General features: G+C 66.2%; 15 protein-coding genes. 8 read left to right on the top strand and 7 right to left on the bottom strand.

Annotated elements, in window-relative coordinates; genetic code table 11:
* Positions 1–13: 13 nt before the first annotated feature.
* The 4 genes from infB to typA are packed head-to-tail and all read left to right on the top strand — an operon-like array spanning position 14 to position 6,153.
* The gene (infB, locus tag A7W11_RS24595) at positions 14–3,127 is read left to right on the top strand and encodes a translation initiation factor IF-2 (RefSeq protein WP_066420385.1); all 3,114 of its coding nucleotides are present in this window, start codon (positions 14–16) and stop codon (positions 3,125–3,127) included.
* Between the two features lie 21 nt (positions 3,128–3,148).
* Positions 3,149–3,550: a 30S ribosome-binding factor RbfA gene (gene rbfA / locus A7W11_RS24590; protein ID WP_066420383.1), complete on the top strand. Its 402-nt coding sequence runs from the start codon at positions 3,149–3,151 to the stop codon at positions 3,548–3,550.
* Positions 3,551–3,583: 33 nt separating this feature from the next.
* Entirely contained in the window at positions 3,584–4,336 is a 753-nt protein-coding gene (truB, locus tag A7W11_RS24585) for a tRNA pseudouridine(55) synthase TruB (protein WP_066420382.1), read from the top strand.
* Positions 4,333–6,153 carry a translational GTPase TypA gene (gene typA, locus A7W11_RS24580; RefSeq protein WP_066420381.1) on the top strand — a complete coding sequence of 607 codons (1,821 nt, stop codon included), beginning with the start codon at positions 4,333–4,335 and terminating at the stop codon, positions 6,151–6,153. The genes truB and typA overlap by 4 nt, the downstream gene beginning before the upstream one ends.
* A gap of 173 nt (positions 6,154–6,326) precedes the next feature.
* Here the strand turns inward: typA and A7W11_RS24575 are convergent, their stop codons facing one another.
* Entirely contained in the window at positions 6,327–7,007 is a 681-nt protein-coding gene (locus tag A7W11_RS24575; protein WP_459562138.1) for an LOG family protein, read from the bottom strand.
* Between A7W11_RS24575 and polA the strand changes: the two genes are divergently transcribed.
* Positions 7,006–9,723: a DNA polymerase I gene (gene polA, locus A7W11_RS24570; protein ID WP_066421765.1), complete on the top strand. Its 2,718-nt coding sequence runs from the start codon at positions 7,006–7,008 to the stop codon at positions 9,721–9,723. The two genes, A7W11_RS24575 and polA, sit on opposite strands and share 2 nt — an antisense overlap.
* A gap of 47 nt (positions 9,724–9,770) precedes the next feature.
* On the opposite strand, the gene A7W11_RS24565 is transcribed toward polA, so the two are convergent.
* From A7W11_RS24565 to A7W11_RS24550, 4 genes are all read right to left on the bottom strand, one after another.
* Entirely contained in the window at positions 9,771–10,754 is a 984-nt protein-coding gene (locus tag A7W11_RS24565) for a Bug family tripartite tricarboxylate transporter substrate binding protein (protein WP_066420376.1), read from the bottom strand.
* A 449-nt stretch (positions 10,755–11,203) separates the two neighbouring features.
* Positions 11,204–11,734, bottom strand: a complete 531-nt coding sequence (locus A7W11_RS24560; protein ID WP_066420373.1) for a gamma carbonic anhydrase family protein — start codon at positions 11,732–11,734, stop codon at positions 11,204–11,206.
* A gap of 12 nt (positions 11,735–11,746) precedes the next feature.
* Positions 11,747–13,300, bottom strand: coding sequence for a class I adenylate-forming enzyme family protein (locus tag A7W11_RS24555; protein WP_066420370.1), 1,554 nt, complete (start codon positions 13,298–13,300; stop codon positions 11,747–11,749).
* Positions 13,297–14,061, bottom strand: coding sequence for a nitroreductase (locus A7W11_RS24550; protein ID WP_066420369.1), 765 nt, complete (start codon positions 14,059–14,061; stop codon positions 13,297–13,299). The genes A7W11_RS24555 and A7W11_RS24550 overlap by 4 nt, the downstream gene beginning before the upstream one ends.
* Before the next feature lie 120 nt (positions 14,062–14,181).
* On the opposite strand from A7W11_RS24550, the gene A7W11_RS24545 reads away from it, so the two are divergent.
* The 3 genes from A7W11_RS24545 to A7W11_RS24535 all read left to right on the top strand — a co-directional run bounded on the left by A7W11_RS24545 (position 14,182) and on the right by A7W11_RS24535 (position 16,915).
* A complete protein-coding gene (locus tag A7W11_RS24545; protein WP_066420368.1) occupies positions 14,182–15,123 on the top strand; it encodes a LysR family transcriptional regulator in 942 nt (313 codons plus the stop codon).
* 90 nt (positions 15,124–15,213) lie between these two features.
* On the top strand, positions 15,214–16,077 hold the full coding sequence (locus tag A7W11_RS24540; RefSeq protein WP_066420367.1) for a ZIP family metal transporter: 864 nt from the start codon (positions 15,214–15,216) through the stop codon (positions 16,075–16,077).
* A gap of 49 nt (positions 16,078–16,126) precedes the next feature.
* Positions 16,127–16,915: a dienelactone hydrolase family protein gene (locus A7W11_RS24535; RefSeq protein ID WP_066420366.1), complete on the top strand. Its 789-nt coding sequence runs from the start codon at positions 16,127–16,129 to the stop codon at positions 16,913–16,915.
* 70 nt (positions 16,916–16,985) lie between these two features.
* Here A7W11_RS24535 and A7W11_RS24530 read toward each other — a convergent pair whose 3' ends face one another.
* Positions 16,986–17,657 (bottom strand): epoxyqueuosine reductase QueH, encoded by a 672-nt coding sequence (locus A7W11_RS24530; protein WP_066420364.1) that lies wholly within the window; start codon positions 17,655–17,657, stop codon positions 16,986–16,988.
* Positions 17,658–17,793: 136 nt separating this feature from the next.
* A partial coding sequence (locus A7W11_RS28925) for a hypothetical protein (protein ID WP_235816989.1) occupies positions 17,794–17,896 on the bottom strand: 103 nt, incomplete at its 5' end.

The following is a 17,896-nucleotide window of genomic DNA, read 5'->3' as shown; positions in this document are numbered from 1 at the left end:
GGAAGAGAGCCTAATGTCGAGTAATACCGTCGCGCAGTTCGCCACAGAGTTGAAAATGCCCGCCAATGTGCTGCTGGAGCAGCTGCGTTCGGCTGGCGTCGAGCTCAAGTCGGTGGACGACGCGGTCACTGACAGCGACAAGGCGAAGTTGCTCGATTCGCTGCGCCGCGCCCATGGCGGCGCCAGCGAGGGCAAGAAGATCACGCTGACTCGCCGCCAGACCTCCGAGATCCGCCAGGCCGATGCCACGGGCCGCTCGCGTACGATCCAGGTCGAGGTGCGCAAGAAGCGCGTGTTCGTCAAGCGCGATCCGTCCGAACTGGCCGCCGAGCAGGCTGCCGCCCGTGAAGACGAAGCCGCCGTTCAGGCTGAAGCCCAGGCCGATACCGCCGCCGTCGTGGCCGAAGCGGTTGTCGACGCGCCCGAGGCGCCGGTGCAAGCGCCCGTGGTGGCGCAGCAGCCCGAACCCGTGGCCGAAGCGGCGTCCGCCGAGCCGGCCGAGCGTGAGCCGGCTGCGTCCGCCGAACCGGCTACGCCGGTCGAGCCGCCCGTGGCCGAGCCGGTTGCCGAACCCACTCCGGCGCCCGAGGCGCCCGCCAGCGAGCCCGAAGCTGTTGCCCCCGTGGCGGCAGCAGAGCCCGTTCCGGCGGCACCGGTCGAGCCCGAATCGAAGACGCCCGCCGAGGCGACCTCAGACACGCCGGCTCCCACCGACGCTCCGAATGAACCCGCTGCCGAGCCTGCCGCTGAAAAGGCTGAGCCGGAACCCGTTGTGCACGCCCAGACAGAAAAGACTCCCAAGGCTCCGGCGACTGCCGCCCAGCCCGCTCCCGCTTCGCAGGGCAAGCCTGCTCCTGCCGCGCCCGCCAAGGTGGACGCGCCCAAGGCCGACGCCCCCCGCCGTCCCGACCTGCGCCGTGGGCCGCCCGCGGTCGCCGCTTCGGTGCTGGCTGCCGCGTCCGACCGTGGCCGCGATGAGGCACGTAAGAAAGCCGAGGCCGAGGCCGCCGCGCTGCGCGACATGCTGAACCGCCCGCGCAAGGTGCTGCGCGCGCCCGAGCCCGAGCCGTCCGCCGCCTTGTCCGGCACGCTGCACAAGCCCGCCGCCAAGCAGGCCGCGCCCGGCGCGCCCGCCGCGGCCAAGAAGGACGCCGGCAAGCCCGGCGCACCCGGCGCCAAGAAAATCATCAAGACGGCTGAAGTGTCGTCCACGTGGTCCGACGACGCCTCGCGCAAGAAGCCTGCCGACAAGCCCGCCGCGCCGTCGCGCGACGGCTGGCGCGCCGGCGGCAAGGGCGGCGGCAAGAACTCCCGTGGCGGCCGCAACCAGCAGTCGGACCGCCGCAACGAGCCCGTGGCGCAAGAGTTCATCGCCCGCGAGATCCACGTGCCGGAAACGGTCACCGTGGGCGACCTGGCGCACAAGATGTCCGTCAAGGCCGCCGAGGTCATCAAGCATTTGATGAAGCTGGGCCAGATGGTCACCATCAACCAGGTGCTGGACCAGGAAACGGCCATGATCGTGGTCGAGGAACTGGGCCACAAGGCCATCGCGGCCAAGCTGGACGATCCGGAAGCCTTCCTGGACGAGGCGCCCGCCAGCGCCGAGGCCGCCGAAGTGGTGCCCCGCGCGCCGGTCGTCACCGTCATGGGCCACGTCGACCACGGCAAGACCTCGCTGCTGGACTACATCCGCCGCGCCAAGGTCGCCGCGGGCGAAGCCGGCGGCATCACGCAGCACATCGGCGCCTATCACGTCGAAACCGAGCGTGGCATGGTCACCTTCCTGGACACCCCGGGCCACGAGGCGTTCACCGCCATGCGTGCCCGTGGCGCCAAGGCGACCGACATCGTCATCCTGGTGGTGGCCGCCGACGACGGCGTGATGCCCCAGACGCGTGAAGCCATCCACCATGCCAAGGCGGGCGGCGTGCCGCTGGTCGTCGCGGTCAACAAGATCGACAAACCCGACGCCAATCCCGAGCGCGTCAAGCAGGAATTGGTGGCAGAAGAGGTCCTGCCGGAAGAGTACGGCGGCGACGTGCCGTTCGTGCCCGTCTCCGCCAAGACCGGCGCCGGCATCGACGATCTGCTGGAAAACGTGCTGCTGCAGGCGGAAATCCTGGAACTGAAGGCGCCCGTCGAAGCCCCGGCCAAGGGCCTGGTCATCGAAGCCCGCCTGGACAAGGGCCGTGGCCCGGTCGCCACGATCCTGGTGCAGAGCGGCACGCTCAAGCGCGGCGACGTGGTGCTGGCCGGCGCCAGCCATGGCCGCGTGCGCGCCATGCTGGACGAGAACGGCAAGCCCATCCAGACGGCCGGTCCGTCCATCCCCGTCGAGATCCAGGGCCTGACCGAAGTGCCGGCCGCCGGTGACGAACTGATGGTGCTGACCGACGAGCGCAAGGCGCGCGAAATCGCGCTGTTCCGCCAGGGCAAGTTCCGCGACGTCAAGCTGGCCCGCCAGCAGGCCGCCAAGCTCGAATCCTTGTTCGACAACCTGGGCGAAGGCACGCAGACGCTGCCCCTCATCGTCAAGACCGACGTGCAGGGTTCGCAGGAAGCGCTGGTCACCTCGCTCACCAAGCTGTCCACCGACGAAGTGCGCGTGCAGGTCGTGCACGCTGCCGTCGGCGGCATCTCGGAAAGCGACGTCAACCTGGCCATTGCCTCGAACGCGGTCGTCATCGGCTTCAACGTACGCGCCGACCAGAGCGTGCGCAAGCTGGCCGAAGCCAACGGCGTCGACCTGCGCTACTACAACATCATCTACGACGCCGTGGATGAGGTGAAGGCGGCCATGTCGGGCATGCTGGCTCCCGAGAAGCGCGAAGAGATCGTCGGCCTGGTCGAGATCCGCGAGGTCTACAGCATCTCGCGTATCGGCAACATCGCCGGTTGTATGGTGCTGGACGGTATCGTTCGCCGCGACTCGCAGGTTCGCCTGCTGCGCAACAACGTGGTTCAATGGACCGGTCAGCTCGATTCGCTGCGCCGCTTCAAGGACGACGTGCGCGAGGTCAAGTCGGGCTTCGATTGCGGTCTGACGCTGCGCAACAACAACGACATCCAGGTGGGCGACCAGCTGGAAGTGTTCGAGATCAAGGAGATCGCGCGCACGCTGTAATCCGGCGTACGCTGTCTTTCCATGAGCCGTCACAAGTCCAAATCCATCCCCGGCCGCAACCTGCGGCTGGCCGACCAGATCCAGAAGGATCTGGCCGGCCTGATCCAGCGCGAGGTCGATGTGTCCCGCGCCGGATTGATCACGTTGTCCGGGGTGGAACTCTCTACCGACTACGCCCACGCCAAGGTGCATTTCACCGTGCTGGGTGCCGAGCCGGAAACCGCCGCCGCCGTTCTCAACGAGAAGGCCGGCTGGCTGCACTCGCAGCTGTACAAGCTGCTGCATATCCATACCGTACCGACGCTGCGCTTCTACCACGATCCCCAGATCGAACGCGGCATCGAGATGTCCACGCTGATCGACCGCGCTAACCGCAGCGGTCCGGTGCTGGACGAACCCGACGAGCCTGAAGACAAGCCCTGAGGGGCTGTCGTCGCTTTTTCCCGGATTCTGACGATGGCCAAACGACGCGGGCTCGCGCTCGACGGTGTGCTGCTGCTCGACAAACCTGTGGGTCTGTCGAGCAACCACGCCCTGCAGCGAGCCAAACGCACGATGGACGCGGCCAAGGCCGGCCATACGGGCACCCTCGACCCCTTCGCCACCGGCCTGCTGATCTGCTGCATGGGCCGTGCGACCAAGATTTCCGGCGCCATGCTGGATGCCGACAAGACCTATCTCGCCACCGTGCAGTTCGGCGAGGAAACCGATTCCGGCGACCTGACCGGCATCGTGACCGCCCAGGCCGGCCCCGAATTCACGGGGGTGGACGAGATGGCCTTGCGCGACGTACTGTCACGATTCAAGGGCACCATCGAGCAGATTCCGCCGATGTACTCCGCCCTGAAGCGCGATGGCAAGCCGCTGTACGAATATGCGCGCGCCGGCATCGAGCTCGAGCGGCCGCCGCGCCAGATCACGATCCACCGGATCGAATTGCTTGAATTCACGGGCCGGCAGGCCCTGATCGAGGTGGCCTGCAGCAAGGGCACCTACATCCGGACGCTGGCCCAGGACATCGGGCGCGCGCTGGGTTGCTTTGCCCACCTGGCGGCGCTGCGGCGCACGCACGCCGGGCCATTCTCCCTGGACCGCGCCGTGACGCTGGAGGCCCTGCAAGGCCTGCCGGATCCCAAGCAGGCTCTGCTTGGCATGAACGAATTGCCGGCGGGCCTGCTGCCCGCCACAAACTTAAAGGACTCTCTATGACTCGCGCCTTGCGCAACGTCGCCATCATTGCCCACGTGGACCACGGCAAGACCACGCTGGTCGACCAACTGCTGCGCCAGTCGGGCACCTTCCGCGAAAACCAGTCGGTGGCCGAACGGGTCATGGACTCGAACGACCTGGAAAAGGAACGCGGCATCACGATTCTGGCCAAGAATTGCGCTGTCGAGTACGAAGGCACCCACATCAACATCGTCGACACCCCGGGACACGCGGACTTCGGCGGTGAAGTCGAGCGCGTGCTGTCGATGGTCGACGGCGTGCTGCTGCTGGTCGACGCGGTCGAAGGCCCCATGCCCCAGACCATCTTCGTGACCCGCAAGGCGCTGGCCCTGGGCCTCAAGCCCATCGTCGTGGTCAACAAGATCGACCGTCCGGGCGCCCGCCCCGACTTCGTCATCAACGCCACGTTCGAACTGTTCGACAAGCTGGGCGCCACCGAAGAGCAGCTCGATTTCCCGGTGATCTACGCATCGGGCCTGTCGGGCTACGCCGGCCTGACCGACGACGTGCGCTCGGGCGACATGCGTCCGCTGTTCGAAGCCATCCTGCAGCACGTGCCGCAGCGCGAAGACGATCCCAACGGTCCGCTGCAGATGCAGATCATCTCGCTGGACTACAACAGCTACGTCGGCAAGATCGGCGTGGGCCGCATCAACCGTGGCCGCATGCGTCCGCTGATGGACGTGGCCTTCCGTTTCGGTCCCGACGCGCCCGTCCAGCGCGGCCGCATCAACCAGGTGCTGAAGTTCAGCGGCCTGGAGCGCGTGGTGGTCGATGAAGCCGAAGCCGGCGACATCGTGCTGATCAACGGTATCGAAGACCTGAGCATCGGCACCACGGTGACCGACGTGGCCACGCCGGAAGCGCTGCCCGTGCTGCGCATCGACGAGCCCACGCTGACCATGAACTTCATGGTCAACACCTCGCCCCTGGCCGGCCGCGAAGGCAAGTTCGTCACCAGCCGCCAACTGCGCGACCGCCTGGACCGCGAACTGAAGGCCAACGTGGCGCTGCGCGTGCGCGACACCGGCGACGACACCGTGTTCGAAGTGGCGGGCCGTGGCGAACTGCACCTGACCATCCTGCTGGAAACGATGCGCCGCGAAGGCTACGAGCTGGCCGTGTCGCGTCCGCGCGTGGTGTTCAAGGAAATCGACGGCGTGAAGTGCGAGCCGTTCGAAGCGCTGACCGTGGACGTCGAAGACGGCCACCAGGGCGGCGTGATGGAAGAACTGGGCCGCCGCAAGGGCGACCTGCAGGACATGCAGCCGGACGGCCGTGGCCGGACCCGCCTGGAATACATCATTCCGGCGCGTGGCCTGATCGGCTTCCAGAACGAGTTCCTGACGCTGACGCGCGGCACCGGTCTGATGAGCCATATCTTCCACGAATACGGTCCGCTGCGGGACGGCTCGGTGGGCGAACGCCGCAACGGCGTGCTGATCAGCCAGGACAACGGCGATGCCGTGGCCTACGCGCTGTGGAAGCTGCAGGATCGCGGCCGCATGTTCGTGAATCCGGGCGAAGCCCTGTACGAAGGCATGATCATCGGCATCCACAGCCGCGACAACGACCTGGTGGTCAACCCCATCAAGGGCAAGCAGTTGACCAACGTGCGCGCGTCGGGTACCGACGAGGCCGTGCGCCTGGTGCCGCCCATCCAGATCACGCTGGAATATGCCGTGGAATTCATCGACGACGACGAACTGGTGGAAATCACCCCGAAGTCGATCCGCCTGCGCAAGCGTCACCTGCAGGAACACGAGCGCCGCAAGGCTTCCCGCGAAGGCGCATGATCGCGCTTTGGCGCATCGGCCCGGAAACGGCCGGCCCTGTGATGGGGCCGGCCGTTTTTTCTGGGTGCGCTCTCATGGCCGAGAGGCGTTGGAAATGAAGCGGGGCGGCGCCATGCCGCCCCGTTTGCCTGCCTGGCCACGGATGACGTGGCGCGGGCGAGCGCGAGACCCGCTCAGGCGGGCAGCGACGGCGCGTACTGGGCGTCGTCCAGGTGCTTGCGGTGGAATTCGACGATGCGGGCCACGACCTGTTCGGGATCGTCCTCGACGATGAACAGGTTCAGGTCGTGTGCGCCGATCATGCCGTTGCCCAGCAATTGTTCGCTCATCCAGCCGACCAGGCCGCGCCAGTATGCGCTGCCCACCAGCACGATGGGGGCAGGAGGCACCTTGCCGGTCTGCACCAGCGTCAGCGCCTCGAACAGTTCGTCCAGCGTGCCGAAGCCGCCTGGCAGCGACACGTAGGCCATGCTGTGCATGAAGAACGTGGCCTTGCGCGAGTAGAAGTACTCGAACGACAGGCTGATGGTCTGGTAGGCGTTGTTGTGGGCCTCGTGCGGCAGGCTGATGTTCAGGCCGATGCTGGTGCCGCCGGCTTCGTAGGCGCCCTTGTTGGCCGCTTCCATGATGCCGGGGCCGCCGCCCGCGATGACGGCGAATCCTGCGCGGGCCAGCGCCGCGGCGATCTCGATACTGGTCTGGTAATAGGGCGAATCCCGGCTGGTGCGCGCACTGCCGAACAGGCTGACGGCCGGTCCGATATCGGCCAGCTTCTCAGCCGCCGCCGTTATCTCTGACATAATCACCGGAACTTGTTTGCCGGCGGGGGTGCTCAACTCTGCCTTTTTGACCATGAAGAAAACCTTATTGCTGGTAGACGGATCGAGCTACCTTTATCGCGCCTTTCACGCCATGCCGGACCTGCGCAATGCGCAGGGCGAACCCACGGGTGCGTTGTACGGCGTCGTGAACATGCTGCGCAAGCTCGTTGCGGATCATAAGGCAGAGTATGCCGCATGCATCTTCGATGCGCGTGGCAAGACATTCCGCGACGACTTGTATCCGGAATACAAGTCGCACCGTCCCCCCATGCCCGACGATCTGGCCGTGCAGATCGAGCCCATCCACCGCGTGGTGCGCGCGCTGGGCTGGCCGGTGCTGGCCATCGAGGGCGTCGAAGCCGACGACATCATCGGCACGCTGGCGCATTGGGCGGCCGGGCAGGGCGTGGACACCATCGTGTCCACCGGCGACAAGGACCTGGCGCAACTGGTCACGGATCAAGTCACCCTGGTCAACACCATGACCAGCGAGGTGCTGACGCCGCCGGGCGTGATGGCCAAGTTCGGCGTGCCGCCCGATCGCATCGTCGATTACCTGATGCTGGTGGGCGATACGGTCGACAACGTGCCCGGCGTCACCAAGGTCGGCCCCAAGACGGCCGCCAAGTGGCTGGCCGAGCACGGCTCCATCGACCAACTGATCGAAGCCGCGCCGTCCATCAAGGGCGTGGCCGGTGAGAACCTGCGTGCCGCCATCGCCCAGTTCCCGCTGACGCGCCAACTGCTGACCGTGAAGTGCGACTGCGACCTGACTGGCCACATCGCCGGCCTGGCGGATCTCGAACCCGCCACGCCCGACATGGCCACGCTGGTCGAGGCTTATGACCGCTATGGCTTCCGCACCTGGCTGCGCGAACTGAGCGGCGACGAGGAACGCCTGCCCGCGGGCGATGCGCGCGCCGCCGTCGGCGTGCCCGCCGCGCCCGCCGAACAGGATTACCGCGTCATCACCGACTGGTCCGCCTTCGACGCCTGGATGGCGCGGGTGCAGGATGCGCCGCTGGTGGCGCTGGATACCGAAACCACCTCGCTGTCCGAAATGCAGGCCCGGCTGGTCGGCATTTCGATGGGCGTGGCGCCGGGCGTGGCCTGCTACATCCCCGTGGCGCATCGCGGCCCCGAGGCCGGCGAGCAACTGCCCAAGGCCGAGGTGCTGGAACGCCTGCGCGGCTGGCTGGAAGACGCCTCGCACGCCAAGCTGCTGCATCACGCCAAGTACGACACGCACGTGTTCGCCAATGAAGGCATCCGCTTGGGCGGTATTTCCGACGACACCATGCTCGAAGCCTACGTGCTCGAATCGCACCGTGGCGTGGGCCTGTCCGAACTGTCGCAACGCTTCCTGGGCCGCAGCGGCATCTCGTACGAAGACCTGTGCGGCAAGGGCGCCAAGCAGATCGGCTTCGACGAAGTCGCGGTCGAGCGTGCCGGCCACTACGCCTGCGAGGACGCCGACTTCACCATCCAGCTGCACCAGGTGCTGCGCCCGCGCGTGGCCGCTGAAAAAGGCCTGGAGTTCATCTATCGGCTCGAGATGCAGGTCTCGGGCGTGCTGACGGTGATCGAGCGCAACGGCGTGCGCGTCGATGCCGCCGAACTGGGCCGCCAGAGCCACAAGCTGGGCCAGGAAATGCTGCAGCTGGAGCAGCGCGCCTACGACCTGGCCGGCCAGCCCTTCAACTTGAACTCGCCCAAGCAACTGGGCGAGATCCTGTTCGGCAAGATGCAGTTGCCGGTGGTGCGCAAGACCCCCAGCGGCGTGCCGTCCACCGACGAAGAGGTGCTGACGCGCCTGGCGCAGGACTACCCGCTGCCGCAGGCGCTGCTGGAATACCGCGGCCTGTCCAAGCTGAAGTCGACCTACACCGACAAGCTGCCGCGCATGATCAACCCGGACACGGGCCGCGTGCACACGCACTATTCGCAGGCCGCGGTCATCACGGGCCGCCTGGCCTCGTCCGATCCCAACCTGCAGAACATCCCGGTGCGCACCGAGGCGGGCCGCCGCGTGCGCGAGGCCTTCATCGCGGAAAGCGGCACGCTGCTGTCCGCCGACTATTCGCAGATCGAGCTGCGCATCATGGCGCACGTCTCCGACGACGCCAATCTGCAGAAGGCCTTCGCCGCCGGCGAGGACATCCACCGCGCCACCGCGTCCGAAGTGTTCGGCGTGGCGCTCGATGCGGTGGCCTCCGAGCAGCGCCGCGCCGCCAAGGCCATCAACTTCGGCCTGATCTACGGCATGGGCGTGTTCGGCCTGGCCTCGAACCTGGGCATCACGCGCGATGCCGCGCAGGCCTACATCGACCGCTATTTCGCGCGCTATCCGGGCGTGGCCAGCTACATGGACATGACGCGCCAGATGGCCCGCGAGCAGGGCTATGTGGAAACCGTGTTCGGCCGCCGCCTGCAGATGCCCGACATCCGCGCGGCCTCGGGCCCACGCCGCCAGGGCGCCGAGCGCGCGGCGATCAACGCGCCGATGCAGGGCACGGCCGCCGACCTGATCAAGATGGCGATGGTGGCGGTGCAGCAGTGGCTGGAAACGGAAAAACTGCGCACGCGCATGATCATGCAGGTGCACGATGAACTGGTGCTGGAAGCGCCGGACGACGAGCTCGAAATCGTCCGCGAGGCCTTGCCGAGGTTGATGTGCGGTGTGGCCACTCTGAAGGTGCCGCTGGTGGCGGAAGTGGGCGCGGGCAAGAACTGGGAACAGGCGCACTGACGTTGGACCCGCCGTCCGCGCTTGCCGCGGACGGCGCTGTCAGCGCGTCATTGCGGCACGATCTTCGCGATCTGCACGTAGGTCGTCCACTTGCGCGTCTCGTCATCGACGAAACGCTTGGTTTGCGCGACGTCGTAGTCCTTCAACTCGAGCCCCTGCGACTCCAGGTGCTCGGCCACCGAAGCCGTCTTCACGGCGGAGCGGATGGCCTGGTTGTACTTCTGCACGATCTCCGCGGGCGTGGCCGACGGCAGCGAGATCGTCACGTAGCCCGTCATCTCAAAACCCGGATAGAACTCCGCGATGGCGGGCACGCTGGGCCATAGCTTGGTGCGCGTGGCTTGCGTCACGCCCAGCGCGCTGAGCTTGCCGCCCGCCACGTGCGGCGCCGCGGCTACATAATCCATGAAGAACACCTGCACCTGGCCGCTCATCAGGTCCGTGATGGCGCGGCCGGTTTCCTTGTACGACACCCCTTGCATGGCCACGCCCGCCGCGGCATTCAGCATCTCGGCGGGCACCTGCGACGAGGTGTTGGTGTAGGCGTAGAACAGCTCGCCCGGATGCGCTTTGCCATAGGCCACGAGTTCCGGAATCGACTGGTAGGGCGCGTCCTTGCGCACCAGCGCCACCGAGCCGTAGATGCCCAGTACGCCAGCCTCGACCAGATCGGTGCGCGGATCGTAGGGCAGGTTCTTGAAGAGCATGGGCGCGGCGGACACGGTCGTGTTGGATGACATCAGAATCGTGTAGCCGTCGGGCCGCGAGGCGCTGACGTAACGCGAGCCGATGATGCCCGAGGCGCCGGCGCGGTTCTCGACCACGGCATTGGCCTTCCAGACCTCGGACAGGTGCATGGCCAGCGCGCGGCCCGTGTAGTCGCCCAGGCCGCCTGGGCCGTACGGCACGATGACGCTGATGGGTTTGCTAGGAAAGCCGGCGCCCTCGGCCCACGCGGGCGCGCTCATCGTGGCGCCCGCCGCCAGGGCCACCATGGATTTCAGAAAATCTCGACGTGCCAAGCTGTTCATTACGCGCCCCTCCAAGGCCATGGATCGTGATGGATTGACTCTAAGAAAATCGAGGGTGGCCGGCCAATAATTTGTCTGTGTCACGGGTATTACGGAACGGCATGCCCGATGCACGGAAATAGGGATGCGTCATGAGACGTCCTGGTGCATCGCGCGAGGGCCCGTCGGCGTGCCCAGTGCGCAAGCGCGTCGGCCGAATCGCGTGCCGCACGCTTCGGGTGCAAGCTGTATGCGCGGCAGCGATGCGGGTCTCTCTTTTGCAAGGATGGCCCGAGACGCTGCGCGCTGAAAACGTCGAGCTGTCAGGAGTGTCTGTTGCATGCAGGCATCGTTTTCTGTCGATCCAAGGCGCGATCCGTTCAGGCATGCCGCTGCGCCGTCCGAATGCAATAACGCCGTATGGCAGTCTTGTCTGCCATACGGCGCTCGAAGGATGGTGCGCGATATCGTCAGTCCAGCGCGACTAGATCCTGCGTCATGGATTTCCAATTGGCGACGTACTTCACGGCCGCCAGGGTCAGCCGGGCCGCGGCCTCGGGCTCCAGCGTGCGCATGACCTTGGCCGGCGCGCCGACGATTAGCGAGTGCGGGGGAAACGCCTTGCCCTCGGTCACGACCGCGCCCGCGGCCACGATGCTGCCCGCGCCGATGTGGGCGCCATTCATCACGATGGCGCCCATGCCCACGATCACGCCGTCGTCCACCGTGCAGCCATGCAGAATGGCGTTGTGGCCGATGGTGCAGTGCTTGCCCACCTGGATCGGAAAACCCGGGTCCACGTGCAGCACGGCGTTTTCCTGCACGTTGCTGCCTTCGCCAATCGCGATAGGTTCGTGGTCGGCGCGGGCCGAGACGCCGAACCACAGGCTGGCCTCGCGCGCCAGGCTGACGTTGCCGATCACCGTGGCGTTGGGCGCGACCCAGTATTCGCCGGGCGGCGGCAGTTGGGGCGACACACCCTTCAATGCATAGATGGTCATGAAGACTCCTGTTCAGATCTTGCGTTCCAGGTCCTGCCAGAAATGCGCGCGCACGTCCTTGCGCAGCACCTTGCCGGCGGGACTCTTGGGCAGCGTGTCCCAGACCAGCACACGCTTGGGCGACTTCACGCCGCTGAGTCGCGTTCTGCAATGGACCATGAGCTCGTCGGGATCCAGCGCGCTGCCGGGCTTGAGTTCGATCACGGCGGTGACGGCCTCTCCCCATTTGTCATCGGGGGCGCCCACCACCGCGCAGTCCTTCACGGCGGGATGCTGGAACACCACCTGTTCGACTTCGCCCGGGTAGACGTTGAACCCCCCCGAGATGATCACGTCCTTCAGGCGGTCGACGATGTACAGATAGCCTTCCTCGTCCTGGTAACCGATGTCGCCCGTACGCAGCCAGCCGTGCTGCACGGCCTGTTCCGTGGCGCCGGGATTGGCGAAATAGCCGCTCATCACTTCGTACGAGGCGCAGGCCACCTCACCCAGTTCGCCCGCCTGTGCGGTGCCGCCATCGGGCCGGACGATGCGGATGCGGTAGTTGGCCGAGCCTCGGCCGCAACTGGACAAGCGCTGTGGCCGGTGGGCCAGGGCGTGCGCATGCTCGCGCGGCGTCATGATCGAGATGGTGCTGCTGGCTTCCGTCATGCCGTAGACCTGCGTCAGCACGGGGCCGAACAGCTCCCAGGCCTCGCGTAGTTTCTGCTGGGACATCGGTGCGGAGCCGTAGATCAGGTACTTCAGCGAGGACAGGTCGACGCCGCGGGCGCCGGGATGGACCAGCAGGTTGTAGATCATCGTGGGCGGCATGAACACGGTCGTGATGCGGTGCCGTTCGATGCTGGCCAGGATGTCGCCGGCCGCGGTGGAGTTCAGGATGTAGTGCGTGCCGCCCAGTTCGAAGACTGGCGTCGCGGACGAGCCCGCGGCATGCGACAGCGGCGTCAGCACCAGATTGCGCGGTGGTTCGTCATAGGGTAGGGCAGCCAGGTAGTCTGCGACCTGCAGCACCTGGCAGAGATGCGTGCGCATCACGCCCTTGGGCTTGCCGGTCGATCCGCCCGTGGTGCGCAGCACCGCCGTGCCAAACGCCCCGACGGGCACGCCGGGATCATCGGATGAGGCCTGTGCAATCCATTCATCGAGAAAGGGCGCACCCTCCAGCGCGCGATCCACGCAGATAACGCCGCGTAGCGTGGGCACCCTCGTGCGCAGGGCCCGCACATCCACGTCCAGGCTGCTGTGAACGAACAGCCACTGCGCCGAGAAGTCGTTCATGATGTCCACCGCCTCGTCCAGCGACGACTTGTAGTTCAGCGGCAGCCACGCATGCGGCGTGCGGTCGATCCCGAACTGGCAGGCGAACGCGGCGGGATGATTGACCATGTACGTGGCGATGCGCGCGCCCGGCTCCAGGTCCAGCGCCAGCAGCTGGTGCGCGATGCGGCAACTGTCCGCGCGCAGGGTTTCGTAGGTGATGCCGCGTTCCTCGAACACCACCGCATCGCGTTGTGGCCAGGCTTGTGCCGACCTGTCCAGAAAGCCGTGGATGCCGCCCGTCATGTTGTCGCTCCGTCGAGGTGGCGCCGTGACTGACCTTTCGAGGGGCTGCCGCCCACGTAGCGCACGAACGATTCCAAGGGTTCCTTGCGCGCCCGGACGGCGTTGGCCGGCGCGTCGCTGTCGCCATAGCCCATCGACATGCCGCAGACGATGATGTGGTCGTCGGCGATGGCCAGTTCGTCGCGGATGACGTCGTGATAGCGGGCCCATGCGCCTTGCGCGCAGGTGTCCACGCCGTAGTGGCGTGCGGCCAGCATCACCGATTGCAGGAAGATACCCAGGTCGATCCAGCTGCCTTTCTCCAGTGCGCGGTCCAGCGTGAAAATCAGGCCGACGGGCGCGTCGAAGAAGCGGTAGTTGCGCGCGGCCACCTCCCAACTGGCCGCGCGGTCGCCGCGCTGCACGCCCATCGAGCGGTACATGTCCCAGCCGACTTCGCGGCGGCGCGACAGATAGGGCTCGGTCATGGGATCGGCGTAGTAGCGGTATTCGCCGTATTGCGCCGAGCGTTCGCGTTCGGGCTCCCGCTGCCGGGTGTCCAGCACCCGCTGGCACAGCCGTTGGCGGGCCTCGTCGCTGACCACCACGACATGCCAGGGTTGCGTGTTGGTGCCGCTGGGGGCGTGCCTGGCGGCGTCCAGGATGCGGGCGACGATGTCCAGGTCCAGCGGCTGGTCCTTGTAGGCCCGCATCGACTGGCGGTCCCGCAGCGCGGTCAGTACATCGGGGGCGCTCTCCCCTTGCAAGCTTGAGATTGACATTCGTGTTCGGCTTAGATCAAATCGGTGAAAGGTATGTTAGTTGGTAATAAAACAGACCCTCCAATAACAAATATGCGCTGTGCGGATAACCAATCGGCATGGCAGCAAGGGGTAATTGATATGGAATTGCGGCAATTGCGCGCCGTGCTGGCCATTGCCCAGACGGGCAGCGTCACCAAGGCGGCCGAACTGCTGCACGTGGTGCAGCCCGCCATCTCGCGCCAGCTCCGGCAGATCGAACAGGACCTGGGCAAGCCTTTGTTCCAGCGCGTGCACAACGGCATGGAGCCCACGCCGGAAGGCCTGCTGCTGATCGATCATGCGCGGCGAGCGCTGTTGTCCCTGGATAAGGCGGTCGCCGAGATCAAGCCGTCGCGCGGCGAGGTGGCCGGGCTGGTCTCCATCGGCCTGCTGCCCAGCGTCTGTGATCTGCTGGCGGTGGACCTGCTGAAGGCGGTGCAATGCGCCTATCCCCAGATCCACCTGCGCTTGTCCACGGGTTACCCGGGCCAGTTGCAGCAGTTGATGGAAGAGGGCTCGCTGGACATGGCGCTGCTGTACCACCCCAGGCCCATCGCCAGCGTGGACATGCTGCCCTTGCTGGATGAACCGCTGCACCTGGTCGGCCTGCCGGACAGCGGCATGGACTGGTCCACAGGCGCCAAGCCCTTGTCGGTGCTGCGCAACCTGCCCTTGATCCTGCCCAGCAGCGTGCATACCGTGCGCGGCATCCTGGAGCACATCTGCGCGATCCAGCGTATTCCGCTGAACATCGTGGCCGAGGTCGACGCCACGCAGCTCACACGGCTGTTCCTGGCGGCGGGCGTGGCCTATACCGTGCTGCCGGGCGTGGCCATCGCCGACTTTCTGGCGCGCGGTGATCTGGCGATCGCGCCCTTGGATCATCCGGCGCTGCAGCGCCGTATCTCGCTGGCCACCACCGTGACGCGGCGCAACTCGGTGGCGGTGCGCCACGTGTGCGATCTGCTGCGCGAGAACGTGCAGAAACTGGTGCGCGCGGGCCGCTGGCCGGGGGCGAGATTGGTGGACTTCGCGCCATAGCGTGTCACGCTAAGGAGTTTCACCGGACGCGTCGATTCGTGAAACAATATAATGTTTCGAAAATAACAGAATCGTTCTGCGCCCCCGTCTATGTTGCTCCTCTGGATTCTCCTGGCCACCCTTGCCGGCGGCCTGATCGCCATTTCCATCGCCAGCTGGCTGGCCTACCGTGTGTTCGCGAAGTACCTGCATCACATGGTCAGCCTGTCGGTCGGCGTGCTGCTGTCCGTGGCGCTGCTGCACCTGATGCCCGAGGCGTTCGAATCCGCGCAGGCCGATGCGCATACCTTGTTCGGCCTGCTGCTGGTCTCGCTGATCGCGTTCTTCGCGCTCGAGAAGATCTCGCTCTTGCGGCACAGCCATCATCACGAAGGCGATGGGCATCACCACCATCATGGGCACGACCGGCACGAGGCCGGGCGGGGCGGGCGCTTCATCCTCATCGGCAGTTCGTTGCACAACCTGTGCGACGGCGTGCTGGTGGCCGGCGCTTTCCTGACGGATCCCTTGCTGGGCGTGCTGACGGCCGCATCCATCATCGTGCATGAAGTGCCGCACAAGCTGGGGGATTTCGTGGTGCTCATCAACGCGGGCATCCCGCGCCGGCGCGCCGTGATGCTGATCCTGCTCAGCAGCCTGTGCACGGCGGCGGGCGGCGGTGTAGGATATTTCGTGTTGCAGGAAGCGCAGGCCTGGACGCCCTACATCCTCGTGATCGCGGCCAGCAGCTTCCTGTATATCTCGGTTGCCGACCTGATGCCGCAGATGCACGAGCGCGTCTCCTTGTCCGACGCGATTCCGCAACTGCTGCTGGTGGGCGTCGGTGTGGTCCTCATCTACGGCGTCACGTCCCTCATGCACCACGAGCACGATCACGGTCATGAGCACGGCGCCTCCCATGGCGAGGCCGTGCACGGCGAACATACGCACGGATCCGCCACGGCGCATCCGTAGCGCGGGTGCGGCGGCCGGGTTCCTCCGCTTTCCTCACCAGGAGTCCGCCATGAGTTTCGCTGCCGCCGCCGGTACGCCCGCATCCACCACCATCCACACCGATACCCAGGGCCTGGCCCACGGCGATTTCAAGCTGCCGACCGCCAACGGCACGATCAGCGCCTACTACGCCGCGCCCGAAGGCAAGCAAGACCTGCCCATCGTGCTGGTGGTGCAGGAAATCTTCGGCGTGCACGAGCACATCAAGGATCTCTGCCGCCGTTTCGCCAAGCAAGGCTACGTGGCCGTAGCCGCCAATCTGTACGAACGCCAGGGCGACGCCTCGCAATACACCGACATCCCGAAGCTGATCTCCGAGCTGGTGTCGAAGGTGTCCGATGAACAGGTCTACGGCGACCTGGACGCCAGCGTCGCCTGGGCCGCGGAACACGGCGGCGATCCCACCCGCGTGGGCATCACGGGCTTCTGCTGGGGCGGCCGCCTGACCTGGATGTACGCCGCGCAGAATCCGCGCGTGAAGGCCGGCGTGGCCTGGTACGGCAAGCTGGCGTCGGGCCATGGTCCGTTGATCAAGCAATACGTGGTGGACGTGGCCGGGCAATTGCATGGCCCCGTGCTGGGCTTGTACGGGGCCAAGGACGAGAGCATCCCGCTGGCCGACATCGAGAAGACCCGCGCGGTGCTGGCCCAGGGCAACGAGAACTCGCGCGCGTCCGAGTTCGTGGTGTACCCGAATTCGGGCCACGCGTTCATGGCCGACTATCGCGCGTCGTACGTGAAGGCCGACGCCGAAGACGGCTGGAAGCGCACGCTGAACTGGTTCGACCGGTATCTCTGATGCCTGGCAAGACGGCCGCGAGCGCGGCCGTCCTCATATGCAGGCGAAGCAGGGCGCACGGCCCCGCGGGTCACGAGTCGCCGCTGATGATCTCTTCGCGGCCGTAGAACTTCACGCCGATGTGGATGCGTTCGCGGCCCTGCGAACGGCGGTGGCGGTTGGTGTCGCGCAGCGAGTACACGCAGCCGCAGTATTCCTGCTGGTAGAAATTCTCGCGCTTGCTGATCTCGATCATGCGTGACGAACCGCCGCCCTTGCGCCAGTTGTAGGTCCAGTACACCAGATCGTCGTAGCGCCCCGCGGCCCGTTCGCCGCAGCCGTTGATCTGGTTCATGTCCTTCCAGCGCGAGATGCCCAGCGAGCTGGTGATCGTGTCGAACCCGTGCTCGTGCGCGTACAGGGCCGTGCGCTCGAAGCGCATGTCGAAGCACACCGTGCACCGTTCGCCGCGCTCGGGCGTATCTTCCAGCCCCTTCACACGGTCGAACCAGTTGTCCATGTCGTAATCCGCATCGATGAACTCGATGCCGTGCTGCTCGGCGAAGCGGATGTTCTCCTGCTTGCGGATCTCGTACTCCTTCACCGGATGGATGTTCGGGTTGTAGAAGTAGATGGCGTAGTCGATGCCCGAGGCCGTCATGGCTTCCATGACTTCACCGGAACAGGGCGCGCAGCAGGAATGCATCAGCACTTTCTTGCGGCCAGGGGGCAGATCGAGCTTGGGACGGACGAATTCGGACATGGCGGTTGTCGCCGCCGCATCAGGGAGAGTTCCTGGCGGCGGCGATTCGGATAAACACGGGGCAAGCCGCTAGTTTACTGCGTTGCCCCGGCCTTGCCTTATTCTTGCGCAAATACCGGGGCGGAATGCCTCCTGCTCATTCCCCGAGCACCGCTTGCCAGAGCGCCCCGACGGCCGCGCGCTCGTCCGCCACCTTCTCGACGGGCACGCGAGCCTTCTCCACCCCCTGCAGCCGCAGC

The sequence above is a fragment of the Bordetella ansorpii genome (assembly GCF_900078315.1).
Lineage (GTDB): Bacteria > Pseudomonadota > Gammaproteobacteria > Burkholderiales > Burkholderiaceae_B > Bordetella > Bordetella ansorpii.
Note: the sequence above shows the minus strand (reverse complement) of the source record. Positions and strands in the feature narration are given on the sequence as shown.

Excerpts from the sequence above, each read along its gene's own strand:
- infB (WP_066420385.1), top strand. The coding sequence starts at position 14 with ATGTCGAGTAATACCGTCGCGCAGTTCGCCACAGAGTTGAAAATGCCC.
- A7W11_RS24545 (WP_066420368.1), top strand. The coding sequence starts at position 14,182 with ATGGAATTGCGGCAATTGCGCGCCGTGCTGGCCATTGCCCAGACGGGC.
- typA (WP_066420381.1), top strand. The coding sequence starts at position 4,333 with ATGACTCGCGCCTTGCGCAACGTCGCCATCATTGCCCACGTGGACCAC.
- A7W11_RS24540 (WP_066420367.1), top strand. The coding sequence starts at position 15,214 with ATGTTGCTCCTCTGGATTCTCCTGGCCACCCTTGCCGGCGGCCTGATC.
- A7W11_RS24530 (WP_066420364.1), bottom strand. The coding sequence starts at position 17,657 with ATGTCCGAATTCGTCCGTCCCAAGCTCGATCTGCCCCCTGGCCGCAAG.
- A7W11_RS24565 (WP_066420376.1), bottom strand. The coding sequence starts at position 10,754 with ATGAACAGCTTGGCACGTCGAGATTTTCTGAAATCCATGGTGGCCCTG.
- A7W11_RS24550 (WP_066420369.1), bottom strand. The coding sequence starts at position 14,061 with ATGTCAATCTCAAGCTTGCAAGGGGAGAGCGCCCCCGATGTACTGACC.
- A7W11_RS24575 (WP_459562138.1), bottom strand. The coding sequence starts at position 7,007 with ATGGTCAAAAAGGCAGAGTTGAGCACCCCCGCCGGCAAACAAGTTCCG.
- rbfA (WP_066420383.1), top strand. The coding sequence starts at position 3,149 with ATGAGCCGTCACAAGTCCAAATCCATCCCCGGCCGCAACCTGCGGCTG.
- A7W11_RS24555 (WP_066420370.1), bottom strand. The coding sequence starts at position 13,300 with ATGACGGGCGGCATCCACGGCTTTCTGGACAGGTCGGCACAAGCCTGG.
- A7W11_RS24560 (WP_066420373.1), bottom strand. The coding sequence starts at position 11,734 with ATGACCATCTATGCATTGAAGGGTGTGTCGCCCCAACTGCCGCCGCCC.
- polA (WP_066421765.1), top strand. The coding sequence starts at position 7,006 with ATGAAGAAAACCTTATTGCTGGTAGACGGATCGAGCTACCTTTATCGC.
- truB (WP_066420382.1), top strand. The coding sequence starts at position 3,584 with ATGGCCAAACGACGCGGGCTCGCGCTCGACGGTGTGCTGCTGCTCGAC.
- A7W11_RS24535 (WP_066420366.1), top strand. The coding sequence starts at position 16,127 with ATGAGTTTCGCTGCCGCCGCCGGTACGCCCGCATCCACCACCATCCAC.